The sequence below is a fragment of the Paraburkholderia sp. genome (genome assembly GCF_050742655.1).
Lineage (GTDB): Bacteria > Pseudomonadota > Gammaproteobacteria > Burkholderiales > Burkholderiaceae > Paraburkholderia.
The window spans coordinates 40,589-60,090 of the sequence record NZ_JBOIGG010000019.1 but is presented as its reverse complement, the minus strand read 5'-3'; the positions used below and the strand labels follow the sequence as shown (position 1 = coordinate 60,090).

The following is a 19,502-nucleotide window of genomic DNA, read 5'->3' as shown; positions in this document are numbered from 1 at the left end:
AATCGTCACGCCTTCGGCGTATCCTTGGCGTCGCCGTACTTCACCGTCCCTGCTTCCATCCCTGCCCGACCGATATGACCGCAGCCTCTTCCGCATCCCATGCACCCAAAGCCTCCACCGCCTTCGCACCGTTTGAATCGCTCGCCGACGCGCTACTGCATCACGTGAGTCACAACGCTGACGACGGCTCGCACGACGTTGCGCACCTGCAGCGCGTGTGGAAAAACGCGGCGGCGATTCATGCTGAAGAAGGCGGCGATGCGCAAGTACTGCTGGCAGCGACAGTACTGCACGACTGCGTGAACGTCGAGAAAAATTCGCCGCTGCGCGCGCAGGCGTCGCGGCTCTCCGCGCAAACCGCATCACGCATCCTCGATGATCTCGGCTGGGCGGACGACCAGGTCCGCGCCGCTGCGCATGCAATCGAAGCACACAGTTATTCGGCTGGCATCGCGCCGCTCACGCTCGAGGCAAAAATCCTGCAGGACGCGGACCGACTCGATGCGATCGGCATCGTCGGCGCGGCGCGCTGCTTCTATGTCGCTGGCCGCATGGGCAGCGCGCTCTACGATTTCGCCGATCCGCACGCACACGACCGTCCGTACGACGACGCGCGCTACGCGATCGATCATTTCCACACAAAGCTGTTCAAGCTCGCATCGGGATTCCAGACCGCGGCCGGCGCACGGATCGCCGTGCAGAGACAGGAACGGCTGCGACGCCTGCTCGACGAATTCGCCGAGGAGATCTGACTGATCGGCACAAGCCAGGCAGCACAAGCTGACTGGCTTATTGGCACAACCAACCGTGAGAGGAGCAACCGCATGAGCATTCGCAGCGACGTCATCGTCATCGGCGCGGGTATCGCAGGCGCTTCCGTTAGTGCATTCCTCGCACCGCATTGCGCGGTGACCTTGCTGGAGCGGGAGGTCGCGCCCGGTCATCACAGCACCGGGCGGTCAGCGGCCATCTTCAGCGTCGCGATCACGACACCCGCGATGCGACGTCTCGCGCAGGCCAGCCGCGCATTCTTCGACTCACCGCCGACCGGCTTCGCACCGCATCCGCTCGTTCAACCGCGCGGCGCGATGACGGTCGCGTGGGGCACCTCCGACGAAGCGCTACGACGGGACATCGAGACCCTCAGTGCAACGGATGCACGGCATCGTCGCCTCGACGCCGCAGATACGCTGGCGGTGTGTCCGTACCTGAAGGCCGACGGTCTTCTGGGCGCAGTCCTCGAAGAAGACGCGAAAGACATCGACGTCGATCTGCTGCTGCAAGGCTATCTGCGCACGGCCCGCGCGCATGGTCTGGTGGACCGCTACTCGGCAGGCGTCGAAGCAATCAGTCGACAGGCCGACGGCTGGCACGTGCGAACCGCGAACGAAGCATTCATCGCGCCGGTCATCGTCAACGCTGCCGGCGCGTGGACGGACACGATCGCCGGGCTCGCGGGCATCGCGCCGCTCGGACTGCGCGCGTACCGGCGCACCGCATTCAGCTTCGCCGCGCCGACGGACGTCGACAGCTCGCGCTGGCCGCTCATCTGGAGCAGCGTGGGCAACTGGTACTTCAAGCCGGATGCGGGACGCCTGCTCGGCAGTCTCGCCGACGCACATGAAGTCCCACCGCACGATGTGCTCCCCGAAGATATCGACGTCGCGCAAGGGCTTGAAAATCTGATGGCGGACACACGTCTCGCCATCGACCGGCCGCTGAGCGCCTGGGCCGGACTGCGGACCTTCGCCAGCGACGACGATCCGGTCGCGGGCTTCGACGCCAGCGCGCAAGGCTTCTTCTGGCTCGGCGGACAAGGCGGCAGCGGCGTACTGAGTTCGCCCGGACTCGGCGAGACAGCGGCCACCCTCGTGCTGGGCCGTCCGTTGCCGGCCGCGCTGCGCGATCTCGGACTGGACCCGGCGTGGTTGAGTCCGGACCGGCTGCGCGCGAGCGCGGCGCATCGCTAGCCGTAAAAGTAAAACCCGGTAAGCCGATCCGTTTCAAGCGCCTGATCACCAGTAAGTGACCGGTAAGTCGGGCGGTCCTACAGTCGCCGGCATCGACGACTTCGGGACCTCCCGTGAAAAACACGCTTCTCCGCACGCAGCCGCTGCTGCTCGCCGCGACCGCCTTCTGCCTGCACGCGGCGCAAGCCCGCGCCGACGATGCCACGCCGCCCGCCGCGCCGTCCCCGGACGACTCCGGCTTCACGATCCTGAGTAACGCGACCAACGTCACGCATTGGGGACTGGGCGTCGGCGCAGGCGTCGAGCAGTCGCCGTATGCAGGCGACGGTGCGAAGTACACACCGATCCCGCTGTTCTATTTCGACAACAAGTGGGTGCACGCGCTCGGCACGACGCTCGACCTGAAAATCGGCAAATGGGATGGTGTCGCGGTGAGTCTGCGCGGCAAATACGCGCTCGGCGACGGCTACAACGGCTCCGACGCGCGGATCCTGAACGGCATGCAGAACCGCCACGGCGCGTTCTGGTTCGGCCCGGCGTTCGCGTGGGAAACCGGGTTCGGCACGCTGTCCGGCGACGTGCTGACCGGCGGCAACAAGGGGCAGCAGGCGCACCTGTCGTTCGGCAAGTCGTTCGGGTTCGGCAGGCTGTCGGTCGAACCGCACGTCGGCGCCGAATGGTTGAGCCACAAGTACGTGGATTACTATTACGGCGTGCGGCCATCCGAAGCGACCGCCATCCGGCCTGCCTACACCGGCACGTCGGCGGTCAACGTCGAACTCGGCGCCCGGGTCGACTACCGCTTCACCGCGCATCAGTCGGCCACGCTCGACGTCGGCGTGAAGCATCTCGGCAGCGGTATCACCGACAGCCCGATCGTCGGCCGCAAGTTCGTTCCCGAGGTGCGGGTCGGCTACCTCTATCGATTCAACTAAGCCGGTTCGGCCGGACCCGTCATGTCGCGAGTCGCCCTGATCGAAGACCACGAACGCCTCGCCGCGATGGTGCGCGACGCGCTGTCCGGCGCGGGCATCGAAGCCGATCACTTTCGCAGCGTGTCCGAAGCACGCTACGGCGTCAATCTCGCGGCGTACGCGGTACTGATCGTCGATCGCGGTCTGCCCGACGGCGACGGCCTCGCGTTCCTGCGCGCGCTGCGCGCGGCCGGCGACATGACGCCGTGCCTGATGCTGACGGCCCGCGATGCGTTGCACGATCGCGTCGACGGACTCGAGAGCGGCGCCGACGACTACGTGACGAAGCCGTTCGCGATGAGCGAGCTGGTCGCGCGCGTGCGCACGCTGATGCGCCGGCCGCCCGCGCTGACCGAACTGGTCGCATCGTTCGCCGGCCTGGCCGTCGATCCCGCGCAGCGCGCGCTCTATTGCGGCACGGCCTCGGTCCTGCTCGCGCCGGCCGAACTGCAGATCATGCTGTGCCTGATCCATGCGGCGGGACGCACCGTGCGCCACGCGACGCTCGAACACGCGGCATGGGGACTCGGCGACGCGGTCACGCCGAATGCGCTCGAAGTCACGTTGCATCGACTGCGCAAGAAGCTGTCGACGCTCAGTGCGTCGGCACGGCTCGTCAATGTTCGCGGCGCCGGGTTCGCACTGCATGCCGTTGCCGACGCCTGATCCGTCGCGGCCTGCAGTGCGAACCCGGTGCCGCAGCACCTCCCCCGCGCACGGCACCGCGCCGCGCTGGTTTCAGGGGCTCTCCACGCGCCTGTGGCTAACGAGCGTCGCCGCGCTCGCCTTGTGCCTGGGCCTGCTCGCCACCGTCGGCATCCAGACGCTAAGCACGTTTCCGCAGCAGACGGTGGGCCGTCATTCTCAGATCGAGGTCGTCCAGCGCATCGTGGACGCGCTCGTCTACGACGCGGCCGGCCAGCCGGTCGCGGTCCAGTTGAGCGACCCCACCGCGTGGATGTTCGAGGCGATTCCGACCGAGCTGAAATACCGCGTGACCGACGAGCACGGCACCGTGCTGCTCGTGTCGCCAGGCAAGTACGACGGCCCGTGGATCGACCGGCCGGGCGTGAACGGCGAGCCAACGATCGAAGAAACGACGCTGAACGGCCGACCCTTCTACATCGCGACGCTGCGCTTCGTGCATACGGGTCGTGCGTTTCGCGTGCAGACCGCCGCGAGCGCCCGTTTCACGACGATCCTCGCGCAGGAACGAATCAGGGCATTGACGCGGATCGTCAACGTCGTGTTCTTCATCGCGACGATCATCTTCGGACTGTCGCTCACGCTGATGCTGCGTCGCGTGCTCAAGCCGCTGCGACAGGTGTCGGAAGCCGCCGCGCTGATCACGCCGCGCAACCTCACGACGCGGTTGTCGCCGAGCGGTCTGCCGCACGAAATCCGTCCGCTGATCGACGGCTTCAATGAAGCGCTCGACCGGCTCGAAAACGGCTTTATCGTGCAGCAGCAGTTTCTCGCGTCGGCCGCACACGAGCTGCAAACGCCGCTCACGCTGATTCGCGGGCAGATCGAACTGCAGCCCGACATCCACGACAAGGACACGCTGCTGCGCGAGATCGACCTGATGGCGCGCCAGGTGCGGCAGCTGCTGCATCTCGCGGAGGTCAGCGAGGCGCAGAACTTCAGCTTCGCCGACGTCGCGACCGCCGACGTCGCACAGGACGTGCTCGCGTATCTGGCGCGCAAGGCCGAAACGATGCACGTCGGGCTGCATCTGGAAAGCACGCAGACATCGCCGTCGATCTGGGCGGATCGCAGCGCACTGTTCATCCTGCTGAAGAACGTCGTCGAGAACGCGATCAACGTATCGCCGCCGGACGGCAGCGTGCGGGTGATCGTCGATGCGCATTCGATCCAGGTACGCGATGAAGGACCGGGTATCGACGAAGCGTACCTGCCGTTCATCTTCAAGCGCTTCTGGCGTGCGCCGGGTGCACGCCATCACGGCGCGGGCCTCGGCCTCGCGATCTGCCGCGAAATCGCAGTCGCACATGGCTGGCGGATCGCCGTCAGCCGGTTGACGGTGGGGACAGGCTTTGCGGTGCGGTTCGACGACGCAGCCCCGGCCCCATAGGAGCTACTGCCAGCAGATCGCTGCACCCCAGGCTATATTGTCGAACTCAAACGGAGCGCAACGCTCCCGCACTGGATCAATGGAACGACAATGGAAGCCGCTGGCATCATCTCGGTCATCACCGCGACATTCAACTCGGGACCACTGCTCGATCGCGCAGTGAACTCGCTGCTGCAGCAGGACAGCCCCGCGTGGGAAATGATCGTCTCGCCGGACGACGGCGCGGACTACACGCATCTAGAACAGCGCGACCCGCGGATTCGCGTGGTCCGCACGACAGCGTCGCAAACGGGCGCCGGCAGCGCGCGCAACCGCGGCCTCGCGATCGCGCGCGGCGCATACGTCGCGACGCTCGACGACGACGACATCTTCGACCCATCGTTTATCGGCCTCGCGCGCAAGGCGCTCGCCACGCACCCGGTCGTCACTGCGCCGACGCGTTACGTCGACGAAGCGGGGGCCGTGGCGAGAACCCTCGGCGAAGGCATCCATTCGCTGACCATCCCGGCGTTCGCGCGACTGTTCGGCTCGATGCACGCGATCGGGCGACGCGAACTGCATCCGCAATGGCAGACCACGTTTGCACAAGACGTGCTGCACACGTGCGAGGCGATCGATCGCGCGGGCGGCACGATTCCCGTCATTCATGGTGCCGCGTATCAATGCATGCTGCGCTCGGGCAGCACGTGCACCGTCAGGCGTGACATCAACGCGGAGTACCGCAATATCATCGCAGGGTTGACGGGCGGCATGTCGGAAACGGGACTCGCGGACACGCGGGCGCTGTTCCGTCTGCGGCTGAAGATCAGCGAGCTGTTCGAGACGCGCGACGATCAGTCGCTCGGCTATCACGAGTTCGTCAAGCAGTTGCCTTCTGCGCTGCTGCAGGAGTAATGCGTTACTCGATCACGATCTTGTACGTCTGCCAGACGAAGCGCGAATCGATGATCTTGCGATTCGCGTCGTCGGGCAGTGCGTCGCGCGGATAGATCAGCATCAGCGGACCGAATCCCTTCTCCTCGAGCGGCTTGCCGTCCCGTTCATACGCGACGATCACGCCATACTGCTCCGCGTCCGATACCGGAATCTCGTGCGAATAATGATCGAGCGCATAGACGCGCATCGATTTTCCCTGCGCGCCGGCTTTCTCCAGCACGCTCTTTAGCGTCGGCCCGCGCCATACGCTGACCGGCGTCCAGTTCGACGACGTGCGGATGGTCTTCACAGGCAGTGCCAGCAGGTCCTGCCGCGTGAAGCGATACGTGTGCGTGGATGCGTCGGTCGCGTGCGAGATGTTGCCGGTGATGTCGAGCGTGAAGTCGGTGGTCTGTGCGTGCGCTGCAATGGCGCTGATCGCCATCGCGAGCGCCAGCATCGCGTTCTTCAGGTGTTTCATGTGTTCCTTCGAGGTCGATTCGTTAATCGCTAGATGCCGAGCGAGCGCCGGCATTCGACCGTCGCGTTCTGGATCGCGGCCTTGACCGTCACCATGTCGTCGAATGCGGCGCCCGCGATGTCCTGCGCGCCCGTGATCCACAGTGCGTGCGCGCGACGCGCGAGGACCGCGAGTTGGTGCGTAGTCGCGGCGCGGTCGAGCGGTGCGTCGCTCGCGGCCGCGTCGCGCAGACGGTCGCGCAAAGTCTCGGCATCCTTGAGCAGATCGCGCAGGACGTCGAGTGTCGGGTTGGCTGTGATGGACATGCGGGGTGTCCTCCTTTGGGGTTTGACGAGCGCGGCGGGATCAGCCGCGCGAGTGCTCAACATAACTTTAGCATTCGCATGAATGCGTTGGGAGCGGTAGTCACATGTCATCCCTCCTGTTCTGCTGTGTTCGATACCGAACCTATCCCGCAGATACTGGATGGTAATTTCCGCTGGCATATTCCCTCTATCCCGCACCGCTGCACGCAGTGCAGCGACTAGATGTCAGCTCAATAGTCCGTACCGGGTCGCTGGATATCCGATTTAATCCTTCTCACCGCCAGATAAACGATCCCAAAAATGACGACATCCCAGCAAACGAGCTATGCCACGGTCGCAGCGTTTCGCGCCAGCACCGGCAACCCAACACTGGTATTTCTGGCGACTGATGCCCTATCAAGTGGTTTGTTCGCTCGACTCTCGAGCCCCACGGGTCTCAGTGATGACGGAGCAATCTTCATTATTGACGGCAGCAATGCGGCCTACAAACGGCTTTTTACCGGGCACGTGAATGCCGGATGGTACGGCGCAAAATGCGATGGATCGACAGACGATACAGCGGCACTCAGCGCATGTGATGCTGCAGCAAAAGCGCTCGCAGCGTGGGCGACGCTACCAGCAACACCGACGGGATCGATCGTCGCAGCGCAACTCACACTGACCGCAAACTGGGACTTTGGCTATCTCGATGTAAACGGGCGCACACACATTCAATGCTTTCCTGGTTCCCGCAATGATGCTGGCGGTGGTACCTGGTATGGAATCGTGCTAACGACGTATGGGCAGCAACTGAGAAACGGCAAACTAGCTGGAAACGTGGGTAGCCTGAGCGGTGCAATTAGCTCAGGTAACGTGGACACCGCAGCACTGCCTCACGATGCGTACACCAATGCTTCTGGCACAGCGGTTCCAGCTCTCGTCGATCCAGTGTGGGCGAACATCGTAACGGGCGGCTGTACGCTGCTTAAGACGACACAGCTATGCTATTTCGAGTCAATCGGTCTGTATAACGCCGTCGTGGGTCGAGAGGATGCGGGTTTGGGCGGCCATGTCTATTCCACGAACTGCTCGTTTACCGGCATTTTTGGAATCTGGAATTCCGTTAGCGGCGGAGACTATCACTTCGAGGGCTGCTCGCTTCAGGGCGTCATTGCGGCGTACGCGTTCGGTGATCAGACCTATGTGGGGCATAACGGTGGTCTCCAGTGCCAATTTCACGACTGCAATCTTGGGTTCTCGCCCGTCATATTCCTGAATGCGAGTCAATATGCTAACGCGTCGCCTCCCGTCGGATTTCCCAACGGGATCGCCGGAATCTTCGAGAGTTGTGCCATCGAAAATATTGGCGAGTGTTTTGCCTACTTGCGTCCGTCGACACAAGGTACAGGCATCGTCTTCGAAAGCACCAATCTTGACGGGTGGTACACCGTTGCTCTCGGTAGCGGGAGTGAAAGTGGAGCTGACGGCGCATGGCCAGGCTACGACAGTAATGAGTATCGCCGCAAGTATTCGGCCCGTTGGGGTTCTGTTTTGTACATTCGCTCGCTGGACGGCGACAAATTCACACCGCCGACGGGGGCCCCGGGATATCCAGCACCGAAAGCAGCACTCATCAACATCGTCGACACGTATTGGTGGAATGTCCGCGGTGCGACAATGGATATCTTTAACGGAAGCTACGATCTGGTTGAGAGTCCAGCTGGAGGAATCCGGCAGACGTTCTACGATGCACGAATCGCCTATGAGCAGGACGCAGAGATTCTTCCTTCACTATCGATACGTGGCAATCTGTTGCTGAACCCGGAGCGTAACAGTGGTCTCGGGATTGCAAACAGCTTGGTTTCGGGCGGCAACTGGCTTATACACTCCGGCCCGACAGTACTGACGCCTTTCAGTTTTTCGACACTCGCCGCGACTGGCCAGCCGCTTGCCAGCTCTCCAATGACTGCTCAAATGCTCGAGGAACTTGGTCCGAACCCGCTCGTCATCAAGGTGAGCTCCGGGGCCGGCCTTTTTGGCTTGCCCGTCAGAGGAAATCCAGTTGCAAACAGGCAACGTATCTTCTTCAAGTTCTGGATTATCTGTCTAACCAACGGAGGTATGGCATACAACCTCGTTGCGTCAGGAACTGCTCCGCCGCCGGCGCAAACCACGGCCTACCCCAGCGCATTTACGTGGACGAAAGTAAAGGCGATCGATATTAGCGTCTACGATACCGATCCGACCAACGCTGGCTACGTCAGCATCAATTTCGCACCCACTGTCAGCGCCGATTACTATTTGGCCGGCATAATGCTCGGCTCGGGAATGCCGGGGCCATACAATCCCAACGAAGGTCCGACATGGAATTCTGGCCCAACCTCTGCAAGCGATCTAACCTCGGGGGGGCTGTTCTGGCCTCCTGGTGGAGCGATCAGCAAGGTATAAGACGTGTTATTCGTGGGCGCTTCCGTCGTTGATCCTACTGCCTGCGGATCACGGCCGAAAGTGCGAGAACCTCGCGCCCCACACCATCCTCACCAGTTCGAGGTATGTCCTCTGCCTGACGTGAATTGTCCAGTTTCCGGTAGACAATGGTAGATCGAAAAACACACCATCCGCAAAAGGATGAATCGTCAACCCATCGTTGCGCTTCGCAGTCACATCAAGAAAAGGCGTGTCGAACTGGTTCACCCGGATCGAGCCGACGGATGCGCAGTGTGCTTCGAAATGAAGGCTCGCGATATAGGCCATTTGCAAAATATCTGCTGACGTACAGCCGCCGCCGGCTTCGATCAACGGACGACGCGAAGGTAGAATCGATGCCGCGCCACGCGCGAGCAGATCCGGTGTGGCTGCAAGCTGCGCACTGTATCGCGCGGGAAAATACTCTCCCCCAGCATCGGGACCGGGCCCCGTCGACGACACCTGATGTCTTAACTCGGCTACCGGTATCATTGAAAACACACGGTGCCACGACGCAAGCATTCCGCCGGTATTCAACAACGTCATCACAAGAAGCCCGAGCTGCACGTAGCGCCTCTGCGTCGGTGCAAGCTGTTCGATCGATGCTGCCAGCACAATGAAAATCAGTGGTGTCGTCAAAGACAGAAATCGCCACGGAAACTGTACGAAATCGAGCAGATCAGACGTGCGCCACAACGGCGCTGCCAGACGTGTCATGCAAAGCAGCAGGATGACGGCGATTGAACCGGGGATCCATACCATCGACGCCAACCTGCCCGTTCGACGACGGAACTGCCACGCGAGTGCGATCGTCAGCGCCAGCACCGGCCATCCGAACCACGAACCCGGGTTCGGTGAAAATATCCGTATCAGCGCGACGGTGTTGTCAGCGGGCAAGCCGTGCAACCGTGCCTGGGATGGCGAGAAATAACTGCTCCAGAAAGCAAACGGCATATAGACGAGACCAACAAACAGTGACGTCGCGACTCCGCTCAATCCAAGCAGGACAATACCCGCTACAGGCGCTCGCTTTATTGCAAACAAGCCAAACAACGCCAGTAATCCAACGGCAGCAACAAAGATCGTGACATGAGCAAGCGCAAGCAGCATCAGCACGATGGAAAGCATCAGAACCGGCCTCGGTCTATTTCGTGCAGTAAACAATGCGATGACCTGCGCAATTCCGAACGGGACCAGGGCCATCGCCGAATATTCTGCGAGTGCCCCGCGTTCGAAGATGCATACGAGGGTGTATGGCGACAACGTGCAGATCGTACCAATCACTAGCCGCGAGCGACGATCCGCGCCGAGGTATGCGGCACACCGGTCCATTCCCGCGAACATCACGAAAGAAAATAGCAGAATGCCCGCTCGCACGCCGGTCACAATGTCGCCGGTCGACAGCGTCAAGAATGCGGCCACCAGATTGAACAGCTTGTGATAGAAAAACGGAACTGGCGACCCGAAACCATTGGCATCGACTGGCGTCCAGACCGAAAAGAGATCGCCGGCACGCAGCGCGCTTGCCCATATCTCCACGTGTGAGAAAGAGATATAGGTATCGTGGCCGTTCATGATCGGACCGGTCAGCACCGCGCCGATGTAGGTGAGCATCAGCAGCACCGAAATGTACACGCGGCCATCGGATCGAAGCATATTTTCTACAAGCGCTTGAACAATACCCACGACGTCGCCGCTAGCGCTGGCGTTCAGTTCGATATCCGGCGTTCGATGATTTATGGGATCGCTCATCCTGTTTAACCTGAGGGGTGCGGCCTACCCCATCAAAGGTCGACCAAGAGTTAAAAAGCAATTCCGACCGGTATCGCCAAACCCCATACGATTACGCAATTTCGATATTGTGCAGGTCATCTGAAATTCTGTTCGTGCGCCGCCGCACTTGTTAATCACTTGAGGCGAGCTCGCACCGCCAATCACTCTTCTCCGATATTCCGTTGCGTTCGATTCGACCTTCGACTCTGACAACTCAAACTCGTCAGTCGCTCCGAATCGGCAGATAGCCGACCGATGCATAGACGTCTACTTACTTCGCAAAATGCAGCGTCAGGCTGCTTCGTGCGATACCGAACCTACTTCGTCGTTCATCCGGTGATAGTTTTGACGCATGGCGGCAAGAACCCCTTGTGCAGCCCGACCTGATTGCTAACGCGCGTTCCGTGGCACGAGATGTCCTGCAATGAAGAGCTAAATAGTGCTTCGCGTGAAACATGGCAGCGAGAAGTCGGAGGGGTTTCAAGCGATGGCGGGCATAACGGCGAGTGGAGCCAGCATGGAATCTTTTTTCTCGAACACAAGTACCGAGGGACGGGCAAGCACGCCGATCGAGACCAGTCGTTCACGCACCGTCGAACCCTCGTCGTCGACCGATTCATCCAACGAACGCCGCGAAGTCGAAAGCGCGTGCCTGCTGTCCCTCGTCGTCCCCTTCTACAACGAAGAAGACGTGATCCGGCAGTTCTTTTCCACGGTCACGCCGGTACTCGAAAGCATTCCGTCGACCGAGTTCGAGATCGTCTGCGTGAACGACGGCAGCCGCGACCGCACGCTCGCGCTGCTGACGCTCGAAGCGAGCCGCGACGCGCGCATCCGCGTGATCGACCTTACGCGCAACTTCGGCAAGGAAGCCGCACTGACCGCAGGGCTCGACGAAGCGCGCGGCTCGATCATCGTGCCGTTCGATGCAGACTTGCAGGACCCGCCCGCGGTGATTCCGCAACTCGTGGAGAAATGGCGCGAAGGTCACGACGTCGTGCTCGCACGGCGCTCGAACCGCTCGACCGATTCGTACCTGAAGCGGCAGACCGCGAAGTGGTTTTACCGCGCGCACAACGCGGTGTCCGACATCTCGATCCCCGAAGACGTCGGCGACTTTCGCCTTTTCACGCGCGAAGTCGCCGATGCGTTGAAGCAGTTACCCGAAACGCGCCGCTTCATGAAGGGGTTGTTCGCGTGGGTCGGCTACCGCACCGCGACCATCGACTACGTTCGCGAACCGCGCATCGCCGGCACGAGCAAGTTCTCCGGCTGGAAGCTGTGGAATTTCGCGCTCGAAGGCTTCACGAGTTTCAGCACGCTGCCGCTGCGCGTATGGACTTACGTCGGCAGCGGCGTCGCGTCGGTGGCATTCTGCTATGCGCTCTATCTGGTGCTGCGCACATGGATCCGCGGCATCGATGTGCCCGGCTACGCGTCGGTCTTCACCGCCGTGCTGATGCTTGGCGGCGTGCAGCTGGTCGGCATCGGCGTGCTCGGCGAATACATCGGCCGGATCTACGCGGAGTCGAAGAAGCGACCCGTCTATCTGATCCGCTCGCGCTACCAGAAACGCTCCGATGCGTGATGCGGCCAGTCTGAAACGGTTCGCCGCGTACATCGCGGTCGGCGCGGCGGGCACCGCCGTGCAGTACGCGGCGCTGTTCGCCGGCACCGCGGCCGGCTGGGCGACGCCCGCGACCGCGTCGGCTGTCGGCGCCGCGCTCGGTGCGGCGGTCAACTACTGGCTCAATCATCTCGTGACGTTTCGCGAGAGTCGGAGTGACGCACGCAACGGCGCACGCGATCACGTCGCGTCGATACCGAAGTTCTTCGCAACCGCACTGGCCGGCGTCGCACTCACCTGGTGTGTCATGCACGCGATGACGCAACAGCTGCATGTGCCCATCCTCATTGCGCAACTGATCGCGACCGCGCTGTCGCTTGCGATGACGTACACGGTCAATTCGGCGTGGACGTTCCGGCAGCGGCCCGATGCACACGAACCATCACACGCATCGGCCGACACGACGTTGCGCTGACCGCTTACCGCTGACCGGGGAAACGCATGGACCTGACCGACACTACGCAGCCGGAGCCACGCCGCATCGCCACGGCGCTCTTCGACCGACTCCGCACGCCGCCACGCGAGCACGCGACATCCGGACGCGTCGCGTTCTGGCTCGCCGTTGCGGCGGTGGCCGTGCTCGCGGTCGCGTTGCGGCTCGTCACGCTGTCGAGCCGTTCGCTGTGGACCGACGAAGGCTACAGCTTCTGGTTCGCATCGCAGACGCTGCACACGCTGTGGCACGACGTGCCGTACTACGAGACGCATCCACCGTTCTACTACACGCTGCTGCATGGATGGATGATGCTCGCGGGCAGTACCGAGGTCGCCCTGCGGATGCCGTCGGTGATCGCGAGCGTGCTGACGGTCGTGCTGCTCGCCGCGAGCGGCAAGCTGCTGCGCGCGGGGCCAACCGGCGACCGCGTCGCGCTGCTCGCCGCGTTCCTGTTCGCGATCAACAAAGGCAGCATCGAGTTCGCGCAGCAGGCCAGGCCATATGCGCTCGAAACGCTCGCCGCCGCGCTGATGACGTTGTGTTCGGTGCGCCTGCTGACGCTGCTGCATGCGCGGCTTCATGTACGAATCCATCCGCTCGACGTCCCAAAAGCACCGTCCATCGTACCCGCCGCAATCGGCCTGACGTTAAGCGCCGCGCTCACGCTGTGGCTGCACAACACCGCGATGTTCATCGTGTTCGCGGTGTGGGTCGGGCTCGCGACGACGCTGCTGATCGACCGCACACGCATCGCGCCGCGGATGCTGCTGTTCGGCGTCACCGGTGCGGTGGCGGTCGCGTTGTGGTCGCCGTATCTGCCGTTCCTGCTGTTTCAGAGCCGCAACGTCGCGTCGAACTTCTGGATCCAGCTGAACTGGCTCGAGTTCCCCGCCGCCTGGACGCTCGCCGCCGGCGGCAAATGGGCGTTCGTGCCGATGGCCGCGTTCGCGGCGTTAGGTCTGCGCGCGGTCTGGCGCGCACAGCGTTCGCTCGCCGTGCACCTCGCGTGCGTGCTTGTGCTGCCATTCACGATCGTCGTGTTGATCAGTTGCCTCGTGCGGCCGATTTTCATGGATCGTCTGTTTGCGTGGATGGCGCCGGAGTTCGTCGCGCTCGCCGCGTTGGGGATCGTCGCCGGGCTGGGCACGCTGCGCCGCCCAGGTGCGGCAACGCTCGTCGTCACAGGTTTGATCGCCGCATTGAGCGCAATGCAGGTCGTGAAGTTCTATCGCCATCCGAGCGAGGACTGGCGCGCATTGACCGCAACGATCGCGACGCATGCGCAGCCCGGCGATCTCGTGATCGTCGATGCCGGTGAGGCGCAGCCGCCGCTGGAGTTCTACGCGCGCAACCAGCCGTCGTTCCCGCCGATGCGAGTGGTACCCGCCGATTTTCCGGCGCCGGGTCTCGCGCGGCCGTATCGCGCAGGGAATCTCGGTGTGCCGAGCCCGACCGATGCAGACCGCCCGACAATCCGCGCGGCCAGCGACAGTCATCGCCGGATATGGCTCGTCACACGCGGCGTCGGGACCTACGATCCGACTGGCATCGTGCGCGGCGAGATCGTCGCGCACAAGCCGCATGCGAGGATGTTCGTCGATTCGGAGAGTTATACGCTCGAGTTGTTCGAGTGACATGCAGCAGCGCTCAACACTGCACGGCAATCGGAACGTGTTCGACCAGAAAATCAATGACCGCCCGAACGGACAGAAGCAGCCCCCTCCTCGATGGCATCAGCAAACTGATCGAAATGTGACTGGAGTGGGATGGCGACTTCGCATGATGAACGCGTGCTTCGCGTTGTCCGTGACGTTTTTCGCACGCGCCCCCTATGATAGTTTTATCTATCAGGGTGTAATCAATGACTTCTTTTAGCGGCAAGCTGTCGATTTCCATTCCTTCGTACACGAACCCAGCAGACATTTCCTTGCCGGAGAGTCGTGCGACATCGCCTGCGACCAGTCAGTCCCCGTCGTCGCCGAACAGCCAGTTTGAAGAATTGTCTTCCAACCGGCTGCGGAGTCCTTCCCGGCCGGCCAGTGCAAAGATGCGCGAAAGCAGTCTTCCATCGCCAAAGAGTCCGGCACTTTCGTCCAGAGTCGACGGCGACCCGCAGACTCTGGCGGACGCGCTTCAGACGATGCGGGTTCGAAAAAATCGTGAACCGGGGTTGACCGATTTTCTGGAACTGCTCGGCGACCGCCCGCCGACCATAGCGAATCTAGGCAAGGTGCCGCCCCTGAAGCTGGATGAAAAAAGCCAGGCCGAGATCACCAGCTTTATGAATAAAACGGTGGGCACATTGTCCCTGGATAATTTCAGAATCTCCGCTATTGTTCTTAGCCACGCGCATCCGGATATTCATCGTGATAACGGTATGAGCACGCTCGGCAGCGCGCTTCCGCGGCTTGCTCCGGAGAATCAGCAGACAGGGTTCGAAGAAATCTTCAAACACATAGCACCCTACGCTCCGGTCAGCCGGGCACCCGCGCTAAAGAGTCTTGCCGTGAACGTGCTCAAATCGCCGATACCATACAGCCCCGACTCCCTTAAGTACGCGAGTGGCAATTTCACCAAAGTACTGAATGCAATGGATGGTATGAGCGGCGCGGAGAAGAAGCCGATTCTCGAAGCGCTAGCCGGCCCATTGCCGTTCCACGGCTTCACGGACGAAGGCTGGCAACCTCGTTTCAATGAAATTGTCAGCGCAACGCATGGGATGACGCCGGAACAGTATGGACACGTACTCGGCGTCCTGGATGAACAGCTCAAGACGATTGAACAGTTTTTCCCGCAACAGAAAGAGGCAGTGGATGCATCCCGGAGAGCAATCGAGCTTCGCCGGTCCCGATTCGACCTTGGTGAATGAAGACGCACCGCGACGGCTCACACCGTCGCAGCCGCCCCCGCTTCTTCAAGTTCGCGCACCAACGGCAGCACGCGCTGCCCAAAGTACTCGACCTCTTCGATGAAATGCAGGAACCCGCCGAGCACGAGATCGACGCCGATTGCCTTCAGCGCGACGATCTTGCGCGCGATCTGTTCGGGCGTACCGATCAGGCCGGTCTTGAAACCATCGTTGTACTGCACGAGGTCCTCGAACTTCGATTCGGACCACATGCCCTTCGCTTCCGGCGATGCGCGGCCCGCCTGCTTCACCGCGTCGCCGAATGCATTCACTGCATCGGTATCCGCATGCCGGACGATGTCGCGCAGCACCTGCTGCGCTTCCTCCTCGGTATCGCGCGCGATGACGAACGCGTTGACGCCGAAGCGCACGGTGCGTCCCTGCGCCGCCGCGGCCGCGCGGACTTCTTCGATCTGTGCGCGATGGTTCTCGAGCGAATTGCCGTTCATGAAGTACCAGTCGGACACCGCGGCGGCCATCCGTCGCGCGGCTGCCGAATTGCCGCCCTGGAAGATTTCCGGATGCGGTTGCTGCAGCGGTTTTGGCTTTAGCGTGTAATGGTTGAAGCGGTAGAAGTCGCCCTTGAACGTGAAGTCGTCTTCGGTCCAGATGCCCTTCACCGCCCGGATGAATTCTTCCGAGCGACGATAGCGCTCATCGTGTTCGAGCCACGGCTCGCCGAGCGCGGTGAACTCGCCCTTGAACCAGCCGCTGACGACATTGATCGCGACGCGGCCGCCGGTCAGCTGATCGATCGTCGCGAGCTGCTTCGCGACCACCGCCGGATGCCACGGTCCCGGCAGGATCGCGGCGATCACCTTGAGGCGCTCGGTCGCGGCAAGCAGCGCGTGGCTGAACGCGACCGACTCATGCTGGTACTCAGCGCCGTACCCGGCGGTGAAGCGAATCTGCGACAGCGCATACGCGAAGCCGTTGCGCTCCGCGGTCTGCGCGAGCCGGCGGTTGTAGTCGATGTCCCAGCTGGTGCGCTGTTCGATCTTGCTGACGACAAGACCGCCGCTCACGTTCGGCACCCAGTAGGCGAATTGCAGTGACTCAGTGCGTTCTTGTCCGGTCGTCATGACGTGTTCCTTGCAGGTTCGCGCAGAGGCGAACGGTCGGTTGAGTCGATACGGGTTGCGTATACCGTATCGATCGCGACGGAGGCAGGGAAACAATAAAAATTGCTATCGATAGCGGGGGACCCGCAATAGCAAACACTCAATAACGAACAACGCCGTGTTCAGCCGCCATTCGACGAGCCCTGAGGGAGCGCGGGCGGAGCGAGCGGCGTCGACGCCGCGAGATCGAAACGGAACGTCGTCCCCTTGCCCGGCTGTTCGACGAGCCGGATCTCGCTGCGATGCAATTGCAGCATCCGCTGCACGACCAGCAGCCCGAGGCCGCCGCCGCGATGCGCGCCGCCGGCATTGAACGGACGCTGGAACAACCCTTCGCGCAGCGCTTCCGGAATGCCCGGACCGGTGTCGCTGACTGTCACCGACACCCTGCCGTCACGCCCCGCGAGCGCGACTTCGACGACGCCGTCCGCCGGCGTGTGACGGATCGCGTTATCGAGGAGATTGGTCAGCACGCGCTCGATCATGCCGAGATCGGCGTTAACGTTCGGCACGCGATGCGGCACGTCGGCGCGCAGATGCACGCGACGCGCTTCGGCGGTCAGCTCGAACTTCTGCAGCACGTCCTGCACGACATCGACGAGCGAGAAGTCTTCGAGTGCCGGCTGCACGAACCCATGCTCTAGCCGCGCGAGTTCGAACAGCGCCTGCGCGAGCGCGCCAACCTTCACGCTCTGCGCGAGCGCGATCGCGAGATAGCGCTTGCGTTCGGCCTCGCCGAGCGAATCCGATTTCAGCGATAGCGTCTCCAGATAGCCGTGCAGCGATGTCAGCGGCGTGCGCAGGTCGTGCGAAATGTTCGCGACCAGTTCGCGCCGCTGCTGGTCCTGACGCGTGAGCTCGCGCCACTGCTCGCCGATCCGCTCCGCCATCTGCGCGAACGCGGCCTCGAGTACTGCGATCTCGTCGCGGTCGCTGCTACCGATCGATGTACCCGCGGCAGCAATTCCCACGTCCGGTATCCGCGGCTCGCCATGCGCATCGAAGCCGCGCATCGCGTCGGTGAGCCGGCGCAGCGGCCGCGTGATCAAGCGGAATGCGGCCAGCCCCGCAACGAGCCCGAGCAACGCGACGAGCGCCATCGACCTCAGCGTCGTGCGCAGCACCGAACTCGCCGCGACGTGCGCTGCGAGCGCATCGTGCGCCTCGCCGAGCAACACCACGTAGATGTAGCCCGCCGGCGTGTCGCCGTCCATCCGCAGCGGCGCAGCGCTGAACACCTTCAGGGCGTCGACACTGCGCGGGTCGTCGCCGAGAATCGGCAGCGGCTCGCCGGCGATGAACCGGCGCAGCGGCTCGAGATCGACCCGGTCGCGCTTCAGATGTCCAGGCGGCGCATCGTCGCCCTTTACGCGGCCTTCGCTGTCGAGCAGATACACCTCGACGCTCGGATTCACCACCATCAACTGACTGAAGAGGTGCCGCACCGCGTCCGGCCGCAGGCCGTCGTCGCCCATCAGCGGCGACGACTGCGCGATGTGCTGCGCGAGTCCGCGCGACAGTTCCTGCACGACCTCTTTCTCGTGCAGGTCGCTCGCGCGGATCTGCAGCCACGCCGACGCGCCGCAGCACGCGAGCAGCAGCGCGGCGAACACGAGCGACAGCCGCTGGGTCAGCGTGAGCTTCACGGCGCGTCCTTCGACGGCGCAGCGAGCTTGTAGCCGTGACCCCACACGGTCAGGATGCAGGCAGGCTGCGCAGGATCCACTTCGATCTTCGCGCGCAGCCGGTTGATGTGCGTATTGACCGTGTGTTCGTAGCCTTCGTGGCTATAGCCCCATACGGCGTCGAGCAGGTCCATTCGCGAAAACACTTTGCCCGGATGGCGCGCGAAGTAGTACAGCAGATCGAATTCGCGCGGCGTGAGTTCGATACGCCGTCCGTCGACGGTCGCTTCGCGGGTTAGCGGATCGATCGAGAGGTTGCCGACCTGCAGCGTGCCGGCGTCGATGCGCACATCCTTCGCGAGCGCGTCGACGCGCCGCAGCAACGCCTTCACGCGCGCGACCAGTTCGAGCACGGAGAACGGCTTGGCGAGGTAATCGTCGGCGCCGACTTCGAGGCCGAGGATGCGGTGCACTTCGCTCGACCGCGCGCTGGTGATGATGATCGGCGTATAGCGCGCCATCGCGCGGGCACGCCGGCAGATTTCGAGGCCGTCGACGCCAGGCAGCATCAGGTCGAGGATCAGCGCGTCCCAGCCGCCCTGTTCGAGCAGCCGCAGGCCTTCGTTGCCGTCCGCGCAATGGACGACTTCGTAGCGTTCGTCGCGCAGATGCAGGCTCAGTACGTCGGCGATATCGACGTCGTCTTCGACGATCAGTACACGCTTCGGGTGGTCCATGAGCGGGGGTTCGGGCGCGGCGCGGGCCGCGCAGCAAGGGCGGAACAGGCTGTCATTGTGCAGAATTCCGGCGCGCCGGAGTATCACATT

17 protein-coding genes are annotated in these 19,502 nt (G+C 62.6%); 11 read left to right on the top strand and 6 right to left on the bottom strand.

Annotated features, from left to right (window positions below):
* Nucleotides 1-74 precede the first annotated feature (74 nt).
* The 6 genes from ACREXZ_RS24255 (at nucleotide 75) to ACREXZ_RS24230 (ending at nucleotide 5,933) form a co-directional block, all read left to right on the top strand.
* Nucleotides 75-752, top strand: coding sequence for an HD domain-containing protein (locus ACREXZ_RS24255; protein WP_431766661.1), 678 nt, complete (start codon nucleotides 75-77; stop codon nucleotides 750-752).
* 72 nt (nucleotides 753-824) lie between these two features.
* Nucleotides 825-1,970, top strand: coding sequence for an NAD(P)/FAD-dependent oxidoreductase (locus ACREXZ_RS24250; RefSeq protein ID WP_431766660.1), 1,146 nt, complete (start codon nucleotides 825-827; stop codon nucleotides 1,968-1,970).
* A 113-nt stretch (nucleotides 1,971-2,083) separates the two neighbouring features.
* Nucleotides 2,084-2,905 (top strand): MipA/OmpV family protein, encoded by an 822-nt coding sequence (locus ACREXZ_RS24245; RefSeq protein ID WP_431766659.1) that lies wholly within the window; start codon nucleotides 2,084-2,086, stop codon nucleotides 2,903-2,905.
* A 21-nt stretch (nucleotides 2,906-2,926) separates the two neighbouring features.
* Complete coding sequence (locus tag ACREXZ_RS24240; protein WP_431766658.1) at nucleotides 2,927-3,610, top strand: response regulator transcription factor; 684 nt, start codon at nucleotides 2,927-2,929, stop codon at nucleotides 3,608-3,610.
* 16 nt (nucleotides 3,611-3,626) lie between these two features.
* Entirely contained in the window at nucleotides 3,627-5,039 is a 1,413-nt protein-coding gene (locus ACREXZ_RS24235; RefSeq protein WP_431766657.1) for a sensor histidine kinase, read from the top strand.
* Between the two features lie 90 nt (nucleotides 5,040-5,129).
* A complete protein-coding gene (locus ACREXZ_RS24230; RefSeq protein ID WP_431766656.1) occupies nucleotides 5,130-5,933 on the top strand; it encodes a glycosyltransferase family 2 protein in 804 nt (267 codons plus the stop codon).
* 4 nt (nucleotides 5,934-5,937) lie between these two features.
* Here ACREXZ_RS24230 and ACREXZ_RS24225 read toward each other — a convergent pair whose 3' ends face one another.
* Together ACREXZ_RS24225 and ACREXZ_RS24220 are read right to left on the bottom strand one after the other, a co-directional pair.
* Entirely contained in the window at nucleotides 5,938-6,435 is a 498-nt protein-coding gene (locus ACREXZ_RS24225) for a molybdopterin-dependent oxidoreductase (protein WP_431766655.1), read from the bottom strand.
* Nucleotides 6,436-6,464: 29 nt separating this feature from the next.
* A complete protein-coding gene (locus ACREXZ_RS24220) occupies nucleotides 6,465-6,740 on the bottom strand; it encodes a hypothetical protein (protein ID WP_431766654.1) in 276 nt (91 codons plus the stop codon).
* A 300-nt stretch (nucleotides 6,741-7,040) separates the two neighbouring features.
* On the opposite strand from ACREXZ_RS24220, the gene ACREXZ_RS24215 reads away from it, so the two are divergent.
* Nucleotides 7,041-9,167: a hypothetical protein gene (locus ACREXZ_RS24215; protein WP_431766653.1), complete on the top strand. Its 2,127-nt coding sequence runs from the start codon at nucleotides 7,041-7,043 to the stop codon at nucleotides 9,165-9,167.
* A gap of 48 nt (nucleotides 9,168-9,215) precedes the next feature.
* Here the strand turns inward: ACREXZ_RS24215 and ACREXZ_RS24210 are convergent, their stop codons facing one another.
* Nucleotides 9,216-10,937, bottom strand: a complete 1,722-nt coding sequence (locus ACREXZ_RS24210) for a hypothetical protein (RefSeq protein WP_431766652.1) — start codon at nucleotides 10,935-10,937, stop codon at nucleotides 9,216-9,218.
* A 538-nt stretch (nucleotides 10,938-11,475) separates the two neighbouring features.
* Here ACREXZ_RS24210 and ACREXZ_RS24205 point away from each other — a divergent pair.
* From ACREXZ_RS24205 to ACREXZ_RS24190, 4 genes are all read left to right on the top strand, one after another.
* A complete protein-coding gene (locus ACREXZ_RS24205; protein ID WP_431766651.1) occupies nucleotides 11,476-12,546 on the top strand; it encodes a glycosyltransferase family 2 protein in 1,071 nt (356 codons plus the stop codon).
* Nucleotides 12,539-13,000, top strand: coding sequence for a GtrA family protein (locus ACREXZ_RS24200; RefSeq protein WP_431766650.1), 462 nt, complete (start codon nucleotides 12,539-12,541; stop codon nucleotides 12,998-13,000). The genes ACREXZ_RS24205 and ACREXZ_RS24200 overlap by 8 nt, the downstream gene beginning before the upstream one ends.
* A gap of 26 nt (nucleotides 13,001-13,026) precedes the next feature.
* Nucleotides 13,027-14,655, top strand: coding sequence for a glycosyltransferase family 39 protein (locus tag ACREXZ_RS24195; protein WP_431766649.1), 1,629 nt, complete (start codon nucleotides 13,027-13,029; stop codon nucleotides 14,653-14,655).
* A gap of 227 nt (nucleotides 14,656-14,882) precedes the next feature.
* Nucleotides 14,883-15,890 (top strand): hypothetical protein, encoded by a 1,008-nt coding sequence (locus ACREXZ_RS24190; RefSeq protein WP_431766648.1) that lies wholly within the window; start codon nucleotides 14,883-14,885, stop codon nucleotides 15,888-15,890.
* Nucleotides 15,891-15,907: 17 nt separating this feature from the next.
* Here ACREXZ_RS24190 and sfnG read toward each other — a convergent pair whose 3' ends face one another.
* The 3 genes from sfnG to ACREXZ_RS24175 all read right to left on the bottom strand — a co-directional run bounded on the left by sfnG (nucleotide 15,908) and on the right by ACREXZ_RS24175 (nucleotide 19,412).
* The gene (gene sfnG / locus ACREXZ_RS24185) at nucleotides 15,908-17,011 is read right to left on the bottom strand and encodes a dimethylsulfone monooxygenase SfnG (RefSeq protein WP_431766647.1); all 1,104 of its coding nucleotides are present in this window, start codon (nucleotides 17,009-17,011) and stop codon (nucleotides 15,908-15,910) included.
* 161 nt (nucleotides 17,012-17,172) lie between these two features.
* Entirely contained in the window at nucleotides 17,173-18,696 is a 1,524-nt protein-coding gene (locus tag ACREXZ_RS24180) for a HAMP domain-containing sensor histidine kinase (protein ID WP_431766646.1), read from the bottom strand.
* The gene (locus tag ACREXZ_RS24175; protein WP_431766645.1) at nucleotides 18,693-19,412 is read right to left on the bottom strand and encodes a response regulator transcription factor; all 720 of its coding nucleotides are present in this window, start codon (nucleotides 19,410-19,412) and stop codon (nucleotides 18,693-18,695) included. The genes ACREXZ_RS24180 and ACREXZ_RS24175 overlap by 4 nt, the downstream gene beginning before the upstream one ends.
* Nucleotides 19,413-19,502: the final 90 nt, after the last annotated feature.

Bases quoted from the DNA above. Each gene is read 5' to 3' on its own strand.
- ACREXZ_RS24255 (WP_431766661.1), top strand. From the start codon at position 75: ATGACCGCAGCCTCTTCCGCATCCCATGCACCCAAAGCCTCCACCGCC.
- ACREXZ_RS24250 (WP_431766660.1), top strand. From the start codon at position 825: ATGAGCATTCGCAGCGACGTCATCGTCATCGGCGCGGGTATCGCAGGC.
- ACREXZ_RS24240 (WP_431766658.1), top strand. From the start codon at position 2,927: ATGTCGCGAGTCGCCCTGATCGAAGACCACGAACGCCTCGCCGCGATG.
- ACREXZ_RS24230 (WP_431766656.1), top strand. From the start codon at position 5,130: ATGGAAGCCGCTGGCATCATCTCGGTCATCACCGCGACATTCAACTCG.
- ACREXZ_RS24225 (WP_431766655.1), bottom strand. From the start codon at position 6,435: ATGAAACACCTGAAGAACGCGATGCTGGCGCTCGCGATGGCGATCAGC.
- ACREXZ_RS24220 (WP_431766654.1), bottom strand. From the start codon at position 6,740: ATGTCCATCACAGCCAACCCGACACTCGACGTCCTGCGCGATCTGCTC.
- ACREXZ_RS24215 (WP_431766653.1), top strand. From the start codon at position 7,041: ATGACGACATCCCAGCAAACGAGCTATGCCACGGTCGCAGCGTTTCGC.
- ACREXZ_RS24210 (WP_431766652.1), bottom strand. From the start codon at position 10,937: ATGAGCGATCCCATAAATCATCGAACGCCGGATATCGAACTGAACGCC.
- ACREXZ_RS24205 (WP_431766651.1), top strand. From the start codon at position 11,476: ATGGAATCTTTTTTCTCGAACACAAGTACCGAGGGACGGGCAAGCACG.
- ACREXZ_RS24200 (WP_431766650.1), top strand. From the start codon at position 12,539: ATGCGTGATGCGGCCAGTCTGAAACGGTTCGCCGCGTACATCGCGGTC.
- ACREXZ_RS24195 (WP_431766649.1), top strand. From the start codon at position 13,027: ATGGACCTGACCGACACTACGCAGCCGGAGCCACGCCGCATCGCCACG.
- ACREXZ_RS24190 (WP_431766648.1), top strand. From the start codon at position 14,883: ATGACTTCTTTTAGCGGCAAGCTGTCGATTTCCATTCCTTCGTACACG.
- sfnG (WP_431766647.1), bottom strand. From the start codon at position 17,011: ATGACGACCGGACAAGAACGCACTGAGTCACTGCAATTCGCCTACTGG.
- ACREXZ_RS24175 (WP_431766645.1), bottom strand. From the start codon at position 19,412: ATGGACCACCCGAAGCGTGTACTGATCGTCGAAGACGACGTCGATATC.